The 13,716-nt window shown below is 73.6% G+C and carries 11 protein-coding genes and 1 pseudogene; 4 read left to right on the forward strand and 8 right to left on the reverse strand.

Annotation, left to right across the window (positions count from 1 at the left end; translation table 11 throughout):
- Window positions 1-145: 145 nt before the first annotated feature.
- Both ACZ5DC_RS27880 and ACZ5DC_RS27885 read left to right on the forward strand, forming a co-directional pair.
- Window positions 146-469 (forward strand): STAS domain-containing protein, encoded by a 324-nt coding sequence (locus ACZ5DC_RS27880; RefSeq protein ID WP_030610139.1) that lies wholly within the window; start codon window positions 146-148, stop codon window positions 467-469.
- 209 nt (window positions 470-678) lie between these two features.
- The gene (locus ACZ5DC_RS27885; protein WP_468657115.1) at window positions 679-3,303 is read left to right on the forward strand and encodes an ATP-binding protein; all 2,625 of its coding nucleotides are present in this window, start codon (window positions 679-681) and stop codon (window positions 3,301-3,303) included.
- 600 nt (window positions 3,304-3,903) lie between these two features.
- Here the strand turns inward: ACZ5DC_RS27885 and nucS are convergent.
- On the reverse strand, window positions 3,904-4,575 hold the full coding sequence (gene nucS, locus ACZ5DC_RS27890; protein ID WP_014675027.1) for an endonuclease NucS: 672 nt from the start codon (window positions 4,573-4,575) through the stop codon (window positions 3,904-3,906).
- Window positions 4,576-4,850: 275 nt separating this feature from the next.
- Between nucS and ACZ5DC_RS27895 the strand changes: the two genes are divergently transcribed.
- Window positions 4,851-5,243 carry an SCO5389 family protein gene (locus ACZ5DC_RS27895; RefSeq protein WP_030656147.1) on the forward strand — a complete coding sequence of 131 codons (393 nt, stop codon included), beginning with the start codon at window positions 4,851-4,853 and terminating at the stop codon, window positions 5,241-5,243.
- A 118-nt stretch (window positions 5,244-5,361) separates the two neighbouring features.
- Here the strand turns inward: ACZ5DC_RS27895 and ACZ5DC_RS27900 are convergent, their stop codons facing one another.
- Window positions 5,362-6,390: an LLM class flavin-dependent oxidoreductase gene (locus ACZ5DC_RS27900; RefSeq protein WP_468657117.1), complete on the reverse strand. Its 1,029-nt coding sequence runs from the start codon at window positions 6,388-6,390 to the stop codon at window positions 5,362-5,364.
- 233 nt (window positions 6,391-6,623) lie between these two features.
- On the opposite strand from ACZ5DC_RS27900, the gene ACZ5DC_RS27905 reads away from it, so the two are divergent.
- Window positions 6,624-6,956 carry an ATP/GTP-binding protein gene (locus ACZ5DC_RS27905; RefSeq protein ID WP_366751859.1) on the forward strand — a complete coding sequence of 111 codons (333 nt, stop codon included), beginning with the start codon at window positions 6,624-6,626 and terminating at the stop codon, window positions 6,954-6,956.
- Window positions 6,957-6,997: 41 nt separating this feature from the next.
- Here the strand turns inward: ACZ5DC_RS27905 and ACZ5DC_RS27910 are convergent, their stop codons facing one another.
- The 6 genes and pseudogenes from ACZ5DC_RS27910 to ACZ5DC_RS27935 form a co-directional block, all read right to left on the reverse strand.
- Complete coding sequence (locus ACZ5DC_RS27910) at window positions 6,998-7,882, reverse strand: ABC transporter permease (RefSeq protein ID WP_468657119.1); 885 nt, start codon at window positions 7,880-7,882, stop codon at window positions 6,998-7,000.
- Complete coding sequence (locus ACZ5DC_RS27915) at window positions 7,879-9,204, reverse strand: ABC transporter ATP-binding protein (protein WP_468657121.1); 1,326 nt, start codon at window positions 9,202-9,204, stop codon at window positions 7,879-7,881. The genes ACZ5DC_RS27910 and ACZ5DC_RS27915 overlap by 4 nt, the downstream gene beginning before the upstream one ends.
- Window positions 9,205-9,335: 131 nt before the next feature.
- Window positions 9,336-10,109, reverse strand: a complete 774-nt coding sequence (locus ACZ5DC_RS27920) for an ABC transporter permease (protein WP_468657123.1) — start codon at window positions 10,107-10,109, stop codon at window positions 9,336-9,338.
- Between the two features lie 4 nt (window positions 10,110-10,113).
- On the reverse strand, window positions 10,114-11,067 hold the full coding sequence (locus ACZ5DC_RS27925) for an ABC transporter ATP-binding protein (RefSeq protein WP_468657125.1): 954 nt from the start codon (window positions 11,065-11,067) through the stop codon (window positions 10,114-10,116).
- 150 nt (window positions 11,068-11,217) lie between these two features.
- Window positions 11,218-12,153 (reverse strand): coiled-coil domain-containing protein, encoded by a 936-nt coding sequence (locus ACZ5DC_RS27930; protein WP_366751854.1) that lies wholly within the window; start codon window positions 12,151-12,153, stop codon window positions 11,218-11,220.
- A 187-nt stretch (window positions 12,154-12,340) separates the two neighbouring features.
- A pseudogene (locus ACZ5DC_RS27935) lies at window positions 12,341-13,716 on the reverse strand (hypothetical protein); the annotation flags it as partial.

Here is a 13,716-nt window from a genome sequence, read left to right on the forward strand (position 1 = left end):
CGCACGACCACCCCGGGAGTGTCACTCCCCGGGGTGAATTCGGTATCGGTTCGCTTACAAGCAGCAACCGCACCGCCACCCGAACAGTCAGACGTTGCACAGCACCGTCACCGAGTACGCCAACCGCACTCAACGGGGAGCGCATATGCACATCAGGGGCGACCACGCCGAGCTGGTCGTCGGGGGCCGCCTCGACGTCCGCAGCGCGGCGGACGCCCGTACGGCCCTGCACTCGGCCGTCGACACCGGAGTCGGCGATCTGGTGCTCGACCTGTCCGAACTGGACTCCTGGGACGCCACCGGACTCGGGGTGATCATGGGTGCCCACCGGCGGGCCGGCCGTTGCGGGCGCCGGCTGGTGCTACGGGGCGTGCCCGCGCAGATGCAGCGTCTGCTGGTGGCGACCCGGCTGCACCGCATCCTCGCCATCGAGGGCGGCATCGGGGTGGAGTCACTGCCCCGGGTGTGAGGTACGCAATCCTCACAAGACCGTGACGTCCCGGACCGCATGGCACCCCGCCCTGTCGGAGACACTGGGGAAAGGTTTAGGGTGCGGTCGCCCGCCGTCTCGCAACCCTCGACCGAGCGGGCCCGGACCAGAAGCGACAGCGCGGTGTGCGACAAGGCCGGGAGGGGCCGCGAACACGGGCACACGACGCTTTTGGGGGGCTTGAACCCATGGACCCGATCGAGCCGGTCGACCCGGCCAACCCGGTCAACCCGGGCTCCGACGAACACGGCCAGGTACACGGCCGCCGCCCGCCCCGGGACTCCCTCGGCTCCGACTTCGCCGCCGGCCCGGCCGTGCCCGCCCGCATGGCCCAGCTCGTCGCCGGCGACCTGCAACTCACCGTCAATCCGGTCGACGGCAGCGAGATAGAGCCCTGCCCGCCGGCCGAGCTCCCCGGCAGGCCCCGCAAGCGCACCGCCGCCGAACGCGCCGGGACGGAACGCGCCGCCCTGCCGCCCGTGCCGCCCGGCCCCGCCCAGCCGGCGCTCTCCCTGCTGGAACGCCAGGACGAGCGCGAACGCCTGGTCCGCCTCCTGGCCCGGGGCCGCTCGGTCCGGCTCACCGGCCCGGCCGGCTCCGGCCGCACCGCCCTGCTCGAACTGGTCGCCGAGGACTGCCTGGACCTCGCCCCCGACGGCGTGGTCCGCCTCAACGGCTTCCACCGCACGGCCGGCGACCTCCTGCACGACCTGTTCCACGCCGTCCACGACGCGCCCCGCTACCGCCCCGACCGGGACGAACTCCTCGCCGGCGTCCGGGAGATCGGCGCGGTCGTCGTCCTGGACGACCTGGAGTTCGGCGGTGCCGCCCTGGACGAACTGCTCGACGCCACCCCCGAGTGCGCGTTCCTGTTCGCCGCCACCCCCGACGTGCCCGCGCCCTCCGCCGGGGCGGACGTCGAGGAGGTCTTCCTCGGCGGCCTCGAACGCGCCGCCGGCGTGGAGATCCTGGAGCGGACCGTCGGCCGGGTGCTCACCGAGGAGGAAGCCAACTGGGCAGGCGACCTCTGGTTCGAGTCCGAGGGGCTGCCCCTGCGGTTCGTCCAGGCCGGCGCCCTGCTCCGGCAGCGCGACCGACTGCGGGCCAGCACCGGCGCGGTCGACGAGTACGGCGTCTTCGAGGACGTGCGCCTGCCGGCCGACCCGCCCGTGGACCTGGAGGACGACGTCCCGCTGCCCTCCGTCGGCGAGGCCGCGGCCCCCGCCCCGCTGCTCGCCTCCCGGCTCAGCGCCTCCGCCCGCGCCACCCTGCGCTTCGCCGTCGCCCTCGGCGGTGAGGTACCGCACCAGGCGCACCTGCCCGCCCTGGTCGGCGACACCCACGCGGACGCCGCCCTCGGTGAACTGGCGAGCTGCGGCCTGGTCTCCCCGGTCGGCTCCCGGTACCGCCTGGCGGCCGGCGTGCAGACCCAGCTGGAGGCCGCCGGGTACGCCGACGACGCCGTCGGCCACGCCGACACCGCCGCCCGGCACTACGCCTGGTGGGCCGGCCACCCCTCCGTCACCCCGGAACGGGTGTGCGCGGAGGCCGACGCGGTCCTCGCCGCGCTCGCCGCCGTCGTCCCGCGGACGGTCCCGCCCGTCGAGGGCGAGGAGAGCAGCGCCGTACGGCTGGCCCGCACGGCGGCGCCCGCCTTCGCCGCCGGGCTCCACTGGAGCGCCTGGGAGCGGGCCCTGCGGTCCGGCGCGGAGGCCTCCCGGCTGTCCGGCGAGGTGAGCGAACAGGCCTACTTCCACCATGAGCTGGGCATACTCGCGCTCTGCACCGGCCAGCTCGACCGGGCCCGTGCCGAACTGGAGGCGTCGAGCGGGCTGCGCGGCGCCCTCGCCGACAAGCGGGGCACGGTCGCCGGCCGCCGCGCCCTGGCCCTGCTCGCCGACCGCGCGGGCGAGGCGCCCGGGCTCGCGCCGGTGGCAGCGGGGGAGGAGCCGGCGGAGACGCGGCAGGAGGAGCGGACGCCGGCGCCGTACGAGACCGCGGTCACCCAGCGGGTCCCCGTGCCCCGGCCGCGGGGCGGCATCCGGGGCCTGGCCCGGCGCAACCTGGTGGCGGCCGGTTCCGGCGCGCTGCTCGCCGCCGTGCTCGGCACGGTCGTCGCGCTCGGCGTGACCTCCCCCGACGACGCGGGCCGCAACCCGGCCGGCAAGGTCGACGCCAACCCGTCCGCCGGTCAGGACGTCGGCGACGGCGGCCTCGGCTCGGGACCGACCGACAGCGGCGGCACCGGTTCGGCCAGCAGCCGGCCCACGTCACCGGGTCCCGACGGCACGTACGGCACGGCGGACGACCCGGCACCGCCCGTGGCCCCGTCCCGTCCGTCGGAGAGCGTCGAGCCCTCCGGCCCCCACTCCTCTTCCGGCTCACCGTCCAAGTCGCCGAAGCCGGGAGGCTCGGGCGGCGGGACGACGGGGAGCACGAGCGGTGGCCCGACCGGGGGCACGACGGGCGGCGGTACGGCCGGCGGCTCCACGGGCGGTTCCCCGGGCGGCTCGACGAGCGGTGGCTCGACGAGCGGCGGCACGGGCGGTACGACGACCGGTGGCGGTACGACCACGGGCGGGAGCGGAACCGGTGGCTCGACCGGCACGACGGGCGACACCACCGGGAGCACCGGCGGCTCCCCGGGCGGCACGACGAGCGGCGGCACGACGGACGGCACCACCGGGGGCACCACGGGCGGCGACACCGGCGGCACGACGACCGGCGGATCGACGGACGGCACCACCGGGGGGACGTCGAGCAGCGCGTCGGCATCGCAAACGGCCCCGGGCACGACCGGCACGCTGATGTGACCCCGACAACGGCGAACACCTGACTCTCCACCGCGACGGCGACCCCCGGGGGCGCGCCCCCCGGCCCCGGCCGCTCGGCACCGCCGGGTCCCGCCGTCGTGGCCGAGCGCGGTCGCGGGGCGAGGGCCTGTGGAGCGGAGGCGGGCGATGCGCTGGGCGCGCCGGGGCTCCCGAGCGGTCGGCGTCCGCCGCGGCGGTGCCCCCCCGGGGGCGCCCCCGGGCCCGCCCGCTCGGCACCGCCGGGTCCCGCCGAGCCCGGCCCGGGGCCGCCGGTCCCCACCGTCGGGGCCGAGCGCGGTCGAGGCGGGAGGGGTGGGCGGGACGAGGGCCTGTGGAGCGGGGGCGGCGATGCGCTGGGCGCGCCGGGGCTTCCGAGCGGTCGGCGTCCGCCGCAGCGGTGACTTCCGGGGGCGCCCCCGGTCCCGGCCGCTCGGCACCGCCGGTCCCCACCGTCGTGGCCGAGCGCGGTCGCGGCGGGAGGGGTGGGCGGGACGAGGGGCTGTGCCCGCCGGGCCCGGCCGGTCGGCATCGCCGGGTCCCGCCGTCGCTGCGGGAGCAGAGGGACCGTGCGCTGCGGCGGGCAGGGGGTGGAGCCGGCGGTCAGAACAGGCGGAGCTTGTCGTCCTCGATGCCGCGCAGGGCGTCGTAGTCCAGGATGTGGCAGTTGATGCCGCGGTCGGTGGCGAGGACGCGGGCCTGCGGCTTGATCTCCTGGGCGGCGAAGACGCCGCGCACCGGGGCCAGGTGCGGGTCGCGGTTCAACAGGTCGAGGTAACGCGTCAGTTGCTCCACGCCGTCGATCTCGCCCCGCCGCTTGATCTCGACCGCCACCGTCTGGCCGTCCGCGTCCCGGCACAGGATGTCCACGGGCCCGATCGCCGTCATGTACTCGCGGCGGATGAGGGTGTACCCGTCACCCAGCGTCTCGATGCGGTCGGCGAGCAGTTCCTGGAGGTGCGCCTCCACGCCGTCCTTGATCAGTCCCGGGTCCACACCGAGTTCGTGCGAGGAGTCGTGGAGGATCTCCTCCATCGTGATGATCAGTTTCTCGCCCGCCTTGTTGACGACGGTCCACACGCCCTCGTCCTCGCCGGTGCCCTCCTTCAGCGTGCAGGGCGGCGACATCCAGTTGAGCGGCTTGTAGGCCCGGTCGTCGGCGTGGATGGAAACGCTGCCGTCCGCCTTGACCAGGATCAGTCGCGGGGCCGAGGGCAGGTGGGCGGTGAGCCGGCCGGCGTAGTCGACCGAGCAGCGGGCAATGACGAGACGCATGGTCGGCAACGCTACTCGACGCCCGACGGTGCTCGCGATCCGTCCGCCCAGCTCCCAGTGGATCGCACCATTTGTCCCTTGAAACTCTTGTTCATCCCTGGCCGATTGTGGGCGTAACGGGATCGGTTCATATACGCATTCTGCTGGTGTGGTCACCTACGGTTGCCTACCGTAGGAACGGGAGGTTGCGGACCCTGTACCGAGCGTGTTCGAAATCGCGAACTCCCTTATCTGTCCGGCAACCCCTGCTGTTCGGGGGTGCGAGAGGAGAACCCATGTCGCTCGACGTCTCACCGGCCCTACTCGAACAGGCCGAGCGAGGCGAGGTCGACGAAGCAGCATTCGTCGACTGCGTCCGGACCTCCCTGCCCTACGCATGGGAGATGATCAGCTCCCTGGTGGCCCAGCTGAAGGTGGACGGCGGACCCTTCGCCGACAACCAGACGCCCCCGCCGGACGAGCAGGCACGCGGTCAGCTGCTGCGTGCGCTCGCGAGTGACGCGATACGCGGCGCGTTGCAGCGGCACTTCGGTGTGCGACTGGCCTTCCAGAACTGCCACCGCGTGGCGGTGTTCCCGCTGGACGCCTCGGTGGACGAGACGTTGGCCCGCTTCACGTCGGTGCGCAGCCAGTTGCTCAACCAGTCGCCGGAGCTCCGGGACTGCTGACGCGCGGTTCCGGTACGGCCCGGACGGACGGCCGCCGGCTTGCCGCTCCACCCGCGGGGGAGGTGCATCGAGGACCAGGGCGGCAAGCGCCCCGGGCGGCTCGCGCGGGGCGGGCCGGTCAGCGCAGCCGGGGCAGCACCTCGGCGCCCAGGCGCCGTAGGTTCTCCTCCGTGGCCGCGAGGTCGCCCGAGCCCTCCACCAGGAGGGCGAAGCGGGAGATGCCGGTGCGCTCCGAGGTCGCCGCGAGCCGGTCGGCGGCGAGCCGCGGGGTGCCCACCGGGTGCAGGCCGCAGAGCAGTTCGGTGTAGGCGTACGGGTCGCGCATCGCGCGCGCCCGTCCGTCCACCGTCACGTGGGCGTCCAGACCCTGCCGCAGCCAGCCGGGCATCGCCTTCAGCAGCGTCTCTACCGCGTCCGTGCGCCGGTCGGCGAGCTGGCAGACCCCGGCGGAGACATGGGCGGCGCTCGCGATGTCCTCGGCCGGCCGGCCCGCCGCGCGGGCGCAGCGCCGCCACAGGGCGACCATCTCGGCCTTCTCCTCGTCCCCGACGTGCATGCCGAGCAGCATGGGCAGCCCGCGCTCGGCGGCCAGCCGTACGCTCGCCGGTGAGGTGCAGGCGAGGACGACCTCGGGGCCCGGGGTGTCCGTCAGGGCCTCCGCCGGGCGGGGGACGACCGGTACCTCGCGGAAGGTGTAGCGCTCCCCGGAGGCCGCCACGGCCGGCTCGCCCAGCCAGCGCAGCAGCAGATCGAGTGACTCCGGGAACCCGTGTTCGTACGCCTCCAGTCCCGCGCCGAACACCTCCAGGTCCACCCACGGGCCGCCGCGCCCGACGCCCAGCGTGAACCGCCCGCCACTGGTCAGGTGCAGCAGGGCGGCCTGCTCGCCGAGGGCGACCGGGTGGGCCGTGGGCAGTACGCTGACGGCCGTGCCGACCCGGATGCGGCGGGTGCGGCCGAGCAGCAGCGCGGCCAGGGTGACCGCGGACGGGCATGTGCCGTAGGGCACGAAGTGGTGTTCGGCGAGCCAGACCGCGTCCAGCCCGGACTGCTCGGCGACCTCCGCCGAGCGGACGGCCCGGTGCAGGGCCTCCCCCGGACCCTGGCCCGGGAACTGGGCCGCCAGCACAAAACTTCCTACGTGCATCGCATTTCCTGCTTCCTTGGCTCCGACCCGGAGCTCCCCCACCCGGCATAACCGTCTGACACGTGCCCAGGACACGGCCTGGCCGGAGGGATTTACGGATTGTCTGCAGAATGGGTCGCACGGGAGGGGGACTTGTACGGGTTGGTTCCCCACGCGTACCCCACGCGTACCCGCCTCGGCGGCGCGTAGGCTGGATGGAGCCGAGCTTCCCGTACAGCCCCGAGAGGTGTCCCGTGTCCCCGCGTCACAACCGACCGAAGGCAGCCGGATCGTCGGGCCGGAGCGCCGAGGACGACCCCGCCGGCCGGTACGGCGGCTGGCAGTCCACGGAGAGCTGGCAGGGCGAGGAGTGGAGCGTGCGCCATGTCGCCGGGGCCGGCGCGCAGGGCAAGACCTACCGCTGCCCGGGCTGCGACCAGCTGATCCCCTCCGGTGTCCCGCACGTGGTGGCGTGGCCGGAGTACGCGGGCGTCGACGACCGCCGGCACTGGCACAAGGCCTGCTGGAACGCGAAGGACCGCCGCACCACGCGGGTGCAGCGGTCCCGTAACGCGCCGAGGTTCTGAGCCGTACGGCCACCCGTCCCGGCTCTCACCCCTCGCCGCTCCTACACGTCCCGGCTCTGGAGCAGCGCGTACGCGCCGGCGTACACCGCCGCCGTCAGGCCGAGCATGATCCACAGCGGGTCCCAGCCGGACGGGCCGGACTGGGCCAGGGAGTTGGTGTAGAAGACGCCGAGCTGGTTCGGGATCGAGTACTCGAAGAGCCACTCGCGCACCTTCTCCAGCGACTCCGTCACCATGAACAGCGCGATCACCAGCGGCGCGAGCAGCAGGCCGATCATGATCGTGATGGCGCCCGCCGAGTGCCGGATGACCGAGCCGACGAGCAGCGAGAGCAGGCCGAGCAGCGCCATGAAGAGGCTGACGCCGACGGTGGCCTTCAGCCAGTCGCCGCCGGTCGGGGTGCGGGCGCCGGTGTCCCCCAGCAGGGACGCCTGGACCATGGCCACGAAGCCGGAGGTGACCAGGGTGACGACGAAGGCGACGGCGAAGAACACGATCGACTTGGCGGCGAGCACCCGGGCCCGGCTGGGGCACGCGGTCATCGTCGTCCGGATCATGCCGGTGCCGTACTCCGACGCCGTGGTCAGCACACCGAGGGTGATGACGCAGACGCTGCCGACGATCAGGCCGACGACGCCGAACGACAGCGGGTTCTCGCCGGACAGGCTGGTGGAGTCGGAGTTGGCATCGATCAGCGTGCCGATCAGCAGACCGATGCCGACGACGAGCACGACGAACACGCCGAGCGTCCACATCGTGGAGCGCACCGATCTGATCTTCGTCCACTCGGAGGCCAGCGCGTGCCCGAGGTGGGTGCGCACCACCGGGATGGGCGAGGTGTAACCGTGGTGCGGCCCGCCGGGCGCCGCCTGCCAGTCAGGCGCGGCGGCCGGGGCCTGCGGCATGGGGGGCTGGTGGGTGCTCATCGGGCGTCCTCGGGCTGGGTCGGGTCGGCGGGGGCGGAGGCGGGGGCCGCGTCGGCGGCCGGGCTCGTGGCGGGGGCCGGGGGAGCCGCCTTCGCCAGGGCGGCGGGAGGCTGCGGCGCCTGCCCGGCCGGCTGAGCCGGTGCCGGCGGCTGCCCCGCGGTGCTCGGCTGCGCGTACGGGTTGGCCGCTCCCGCCGCTCCCGCCGCGCCGCCGGGCGCCGTGCCCGGTGCGCCGTACCCGGCCGCCGGGGCGCCGCCGTACGGGCCCGCGGGAGGCATCCCGAAGGGCTGGCCGCCCTGCTGGGGCGGCGGCGGGGCGTACCAGCCGGGCTGGCCCTGGCCCGGTGCCGGCATGGGCGGCTGGACGCCGGGAGGCAGCGGCTGCTGCAGGCCCGCCTTCTGGTCGATGGTCGAGCGGTAGTCCACCGCGCCCTGCGTCATCCGCATGTACGCCTCCTCCAGCGAGGCCTGGTGCGGGGACAGCTCCCACAGCCGGACGCCCGACTCGTGCGCGAGGTCGCTGATCCGGGGCAGCGGCAGCCCGGTGACCCGGAGCGCGCCGTCCTGCTCCGGCAGCACGTGGCCGCCCGCCTCGGTGAGCGCGGAGGACAGCTTCTCGCGCAGCTGCGGCTCGGTGTCCGGCGTGCGCACGCGCGCGAAGTCGGCGGAGTTGGCCGAGATGAAGTCCCTGACGCTCATGTCGGCGAGCAGCTGCCCGCGCCCGATGACGATGAGGTGGTCGGCGGTCAGCGCCATCTCGCTCATCAGGTGGGAGGAGACGAAGACCGTACGGCCCTCGGCGGCGAGGGCCTTCATCAGGTTGCGGACCCAGAGGATGCCCTCGGGGTCGAGACCGTTGACCGGCTCGTCGAAGAGCAGCACCTGCGGGTCGCCGAGCAGGGCGGCGGCGATGCCGAGGCGCTGGCCCATGCCGAGCGAGAAGCCCTTGGAGCGCTTTCTGGCCACTTCCTGGAGGCCGACCACCCCGAGCACCTCGTCCACGCGCCGGGCCGGGATGCCGGACAGCTGGGCGAGGCTCAGCAGGTGGTTGCGGGCGCTGCGGCCGCCGTGCACGGCCTTGGCGTCCAGCAGCGCGCCGACCTGCCGGGGGGCGTTGGGCAGCTTGCGGTACGGGTAGCCGCCGATGGTGACCGCCCCGGACGTGGGGTTGTCCAGTCCGAGGATCATCCGCATCGTCGTGGACTTGCCCGAGCCGTTGGGCCCGAGGAAGCCGGTCACGGCGCCTGGCCGCACCTGGAAGGAAAGGTTGTACACGGCGGTCTTGTCGCCGTAGCGCTTGGTCAGGCCGACAGCCTCGATCATGCTCCGCACCCATCGAAAGGTTCAGGACAGCGGGGCACACGCCCCCGTAAGGGTTAGGAGGATATCGAGGCGCTGACGGTTCCGCCCAAAAGAAAGTAAAGCCGGAGCACTACGCGGCGTGACGGCACCGCCTACTGGGCGTCCCGGCGCCTGAGGAGGAGGTAGCCGCCCGCCAGCGCGGCGACCACCCACAGCGCCATGATCCCGAGACCGGCCCAGGGGCCGTAGGGCGTGTCGTCGGCCACGCGCGGCACCACCCGCAGGATCCGGCTGCCGGCCTGGTCGGGCAGGAAGCGGCCGGCCTTCTTGGTCGCGTCGACGTTGCCGAGGATGTTGGAGATCAGGAAGAAGAACGGCATCAAGATGCCGAGGGACAGCAGCGGGGAGCGCAGCATCGCGGCGACACCCATGGAGAACATCGCGATCAGGGTCATGTACAGCCCGCCGCCGAAGACCGCGCGCAGCACCCCGGGGTCGCCGATGGCGGCCCGGTGGGGGCCGAGCACGGCCTGGCCGAGGAAGAACGCGGCGAAGCTCGTCACCATGCCGACGGCGAGCGCGAGCGCGGCGGCCACCGCGACCTTGCCGGACAGGAAGGTGCCGCGCCGGGGCACGGCCGCCAGCGAGGCCCGGATCATGCCGGTGCTGTACTCCGTGGAGACCACCAGCACCCCGAACACGATCATCGCGAGCTGGCCCAGGGTCATGCCCGCGAAACTGACCGCCGTCGGATCGAAGGAGAGCCGCTCCCGCGCGGGCATGTTCGCGAACTGCCGGTTCGACAGCGCGCAGATGAGCACCCCGAGGGCGACGGTGACCACCACGGCCAGCGACAGTGTCCACACCGTGGACGCCACCGACCGGATCTTGGTCCACTCGGACCGGATGACCTGAACGGCCGTCATCGTCTCAGACCCCCTTCCAGCCGGCGCCCCAGTCCTGCGCGGCGGGACCGGGGCCGGCCTGCGCGTGGTACTCCACCGCTTCCGCCGTCAACTGCATGAACGCCTCCTCCAGCGAGGCCTGACGCGGGCTCAGCTCGTGCAGCACGAGCCCGTACCGCGCGGCCAGCTCACCGATCTGCTCCGCCTTGCCGCCCGCCACCTCCAGTGCCCCGCCGTCCGCCTCCACCACGGTGATCCCGGCCTGGTGCAGCACGTCGAGCAGGCGCTCGCGCTGGGGGGAGCGGATCCGCACGTACGACCGCGCGTTGGTCCGGATGAAGTCGGCCATGGAGGTGTCCGCGAGCAGCCGCCCCTGCCCGATCACCACCAGGTGATCGGCCGTCAGCGCCATCTCGCTCATCAAATGGCTGGAGACGAACACCGTCCGGCCCTCCGCGGCCAGCGACTTCATCAGGTTCCGGATCCAGTGGATGCCCTCCGGGTCCAGGCCGTTGACCGGCTCGTCGAACATCAGGATGCGCGGGTCCCCGAGCAGCGCGGCGGCGATCCCGAGCCGCTGCCCCATGCCGTACGAGAACCCCTTGGCCTTCTTCCGGGCCACGGCGGTCAGCCCCACGGTCCGAAGGACCTCCGCCACCCGGCGCTCCGGGATGCCGTTGCTCTGCGCGAGGCACAGCAGGTGGTTCCAGGCGCTCCGGCCGCCGTGCACGGCCTTGGCGTCCAGCAGCGCGCCGATGTACGTCAGCGGGTCCCTGAGCCGGTCGTAGTGCGTGCCGTCGATCCGGACGTCGCCGGCGGTGGGGCGGTCGAGCCCGAGGATCATCCGCATGGTCGTGGACTTCCCGGCGCCGTTGGGCCCGAGGAACCCCGTCACGATGCCCGGCCGGACGGTGAAGGTGAGGTGGTCGACCGCCACCTTCGCGCCGTACCGCTTCGTCAGCCCCTCCAGCTCGATCATGCGGCCACGCTAAGACGGGCGCGGGGCGGCTGCCACCTGAGCGGGCGCGGTTCCCGGACGAACCGCCCTGGCACGGCCCGCGCCGGCGACGCCGAAGGGGCGGCGGGACCAGGTCCCACCGCCCCTTCAGGGTCGTACGACTGCCCGGACCTACCGGGACTGCTGCGCCGGAACGCCCCGGGAGATCGGCTCGTCGTCGGTCGACGTGCCGGCCGCGGCCACCGCGGCACCGGTCAGCGTGGCGAGCATCTCGCGGACGTTCGTCAGCTGGGCGTTGATGCTGTCGCGGCGGTTGGTGAGCGCCGCCAGCTCGCGCTCGGATTCCGAACGGATCCGGTCCGCCTTGGCGTTGGCGTCGGCCACGATGTCCTCGGCCTGGCGCTGGGCGGTCTCCACCGTCTGGCGGGCGCGGCGCTCGGCGTCGGTGCGCAGCTTCTCCGCCTCCAGGCGGAGCTGCTCGGCCCGGTGCTCGATCTCGGCCAGGCGCTTCTCGGCCTTCTGCTGACGCGAGGCCAGGTCGCGCTCGGACTGCTCGCGGCGCTTGGCCAGGTTCGTCTCGAAGTCGGCGGCGGCCTGCGCGGCCTTGGCGCGGGTCTCCTCGAAGAGGGCGTCCGCCTCCTCGCGCTTGGACTGCGCGTCCTTCTGTGCCTCGGCGCGCAGCTGGGACGCGTCGGACTTGGCCTTCTCGACGATCCGGACGCCCTCGTCCTCGGCCTTGGACTTGCGCTCGGCCGCGTACGACTCGGCGTCGTTGCGGACCTGCTGGGCCGCCGACTCGGCGAGGTCGCGGTGCTGCTCGGCCGCCCGCCGGGCCTCCTCACGCAGCTCCTTGGCCTCTTCCTCGGCCAGGCGCAGGATCTTCTCGACCCGCGCGCCGAGACCCGCGTACGACGGCTCGGCGTCCGTGATCTGGGCCTGGGCGTTCTGCGTTTCGAGGTGCAGCTCCTCGATGCGCTTCTCCAGGGCGGTGATGCGGGCGAGAGCGCTGTCACGGTCGGAGACGAGCTTGGAGATACGTTCGTCCACCTGAGCGCGGTCGTATCCACGCCGCACAAGCTCGAAGCCGTAGGGGGAAGTGTCGCTCATGGGGTTCCTGTCGAATGAGACCGGTGAGTGAGGTGATAAGGGGAATCCTAGGGGCCGAAGCGGTGTGTCATCGTGCAGATACGGTTTTGATCTGGAGAATGGCACTCCATTTGGGTGGCTGACCGTCGGACGGTTTGCCGAGGAGCCGGGCAAAGCCCCCAGAAGACACCCGAACGTACCTCTTAGGCTAGCTCTCTGACGACTTGCCACCCGAACGGGGGGCACCCACCGTGGCGCCCGTCTTGACTCCGCCGTCCTTGCCGGCCGCGGGGGCCTCGAAGGACTCCAGCGCCTCCAGCACGTCCTGGACCCGGGAGATCTCGGCGTTGATGTCCTCGCGGCGGCGCACCAGGATGTCCAGCTCCCGCTTGCCCTCCTCGACCGTGCGCCGGGCCTCGCGGATCGCCTCCGCCTTCAGCTCCTCGGCCTCCTTCACGAGGCTGGCCTTCTTCTGCTCGGCCTCCTTCAGGAGCCCCTCCGCCTTCTTGACCGCGGCGATGCGCACCTTGCCCGCCTCCGAGCTGGCGTCCGACACCAGCTCCTTGGCCTTCGCCTCGGCCTTCGCCAGCTGCTCCTCGGCGGCCTTGATCAGCGCGTCGCAGCGGTCGCCGGTGGACTTCATCGTCTCGGCGGCCTCGCGCCGGGCCCGCTCGTGCAGCTCCTCGATCTCGGCCGTGATGCGGTCGCGCAGCTCCTCCGCGCGCTGCCGGATCGCGGTGGCGTCCCGGCGGGCGCCGACCAGCAGCTCGTCCGCGTCCGTCCGGGCCTTCTCCACCAGGGAGTTGCCCTCGATGGTGGCCTCGGAGACGATCCGGTCGGCCTCGCTGCGGGCCGCGCCCACCATCGTGTCGGCCTGCGACTCGGCGTCCGCGGTGGTCTTCAGCGCCTGCTGCTGCGCCTCGGTGAGCAGCTTGTCGGCCTCGGCCGTGGTCTCCGTGATGAGCTTGTCGACCTGCTCCGCCGCCTCCGAGCGCCGCTTGTTGGCGTCCTTGCGGGCCTCGTCCAGGGTGCGCTCGGCCTCCTGGCGCGCGGAGCCGAGAAGCCGTTCGGCCTCCGCCCGCGCCTGCGACGTCGTCCGCTCGGCCTCGGCCCGCAGCCGCTCCGCGTGCGCCTGCGCCGAGCCGACGGTGTCGGCCGCCTCGGCCCGCAGCCGCTCCGCCTCGTCGGTCGCCTCCCCGAGCAGCTGCTCGGCGCTCGCGACCGCCTCGGCACGGACCCGGTCCGCCTCGCCCAGCGCCTCCGCGCGCACCCGCTCGGCCTCGGCGAGCGTCTCGTTCTGGAGGCGTTCGGCCTCGTTGCGGGCCTCGGTGATGAGGGTGTCGGCCTGGGTGGCCGCGTCGGAGCGGATGCGGTTGGCGTCCTCGCGGGCGTCGGCCCGGGTACGGGTCGCCGCCTCGGTGGCCTCGGTGAGCGTCTCCGCCGCCTGAGTGCGGACGCGCTCGGCCTCCGCCGCGGTCTCCGTCTGGAGCCGCTCGGCCTCGGCGAGCGTCTCGTTCTGGAGGCGTTCGGCCTCGTTGCGGGCCTCGGTGATGAGGGTGTCGGCCTGGGTGGCCGCGTCGGAGC

The sequence above is a fragment of the Streptomyces sp. NPDC031445 genome (assembly GCF_055581365.1).

Coding starts and splice junctions, on each gene's coding strand:
- ACZ5DC_RS27880 (WP_030610139.1), top strand. CDS start 146: ATGCACATCAGGGGCGACCACGCCGAGCTGGTCGTCGGGGGCCGCCTC.
- ACZ5DC_RS27885 (WP_468657115.1), top strand. CDS start 679: ATGGACCCGATCGAGCCGGTCGACCCGGCCAACCCGGTCAACCCGGGC.
- nucS (WP_014675027.1), bottom strand. CDS start 4,575: ATGCGTCTCGTCATTGCCCGCTGCTCGGTCGACTACGCCGGCCGGCTC.
- ACZ5DC_RS27895 (WP_030656147.1), top strand. CDS start 4,851: ATGTCGCTCGACGTCTCACCGGCCCTACTCGAACAGGCCGAGCGAGGC.
- ACZ5DC_RS27900 (WP_468657117.1), bottom strand. CDS start 6,390: ATGCACGTAGGAAGTTTTGTGCTGGCGGCCCAGTTCCCGGGCCAGGGT.
- ACZ5DC_RS27910 (WP_468657119.1), bottom strand. CDS start 7,882: ATGAGCACCCACCAGCCCCCCATGCCGCAGGCCCCGGCCGCCGCGCCT.
- ACZ5DC_RS27915 (WP_468657121.1), bottom strand. CDS start 9,204: ATGATCGAGGCTGTCGGCCTGACCAAGCGCTACGGCGACAAGACCGCC.
- ACZ5DC_RS27920 (WP_468657123.1), bottom strand. CDS start 10,109: ATGACGGCCGTTCAGGTCATCCGGTCCGAGTGGACCAAGATCCGGTCG.
- ACZ5DC_RS27925 (WP_468657125.1), bottom strand. CDS start 11,067: ATGATCGAGCTGGAGGGGCTGACGAAGCGGTACGGCGCGAAGGTGGCG.
- ACZ5DC_RS27930 (WP_366751854.1), bottom strand. CDS start 12,153: ATGAGCGACACTTCCCCCTACGGCTTCGAGCTTGTGCGGCGTGGATAC.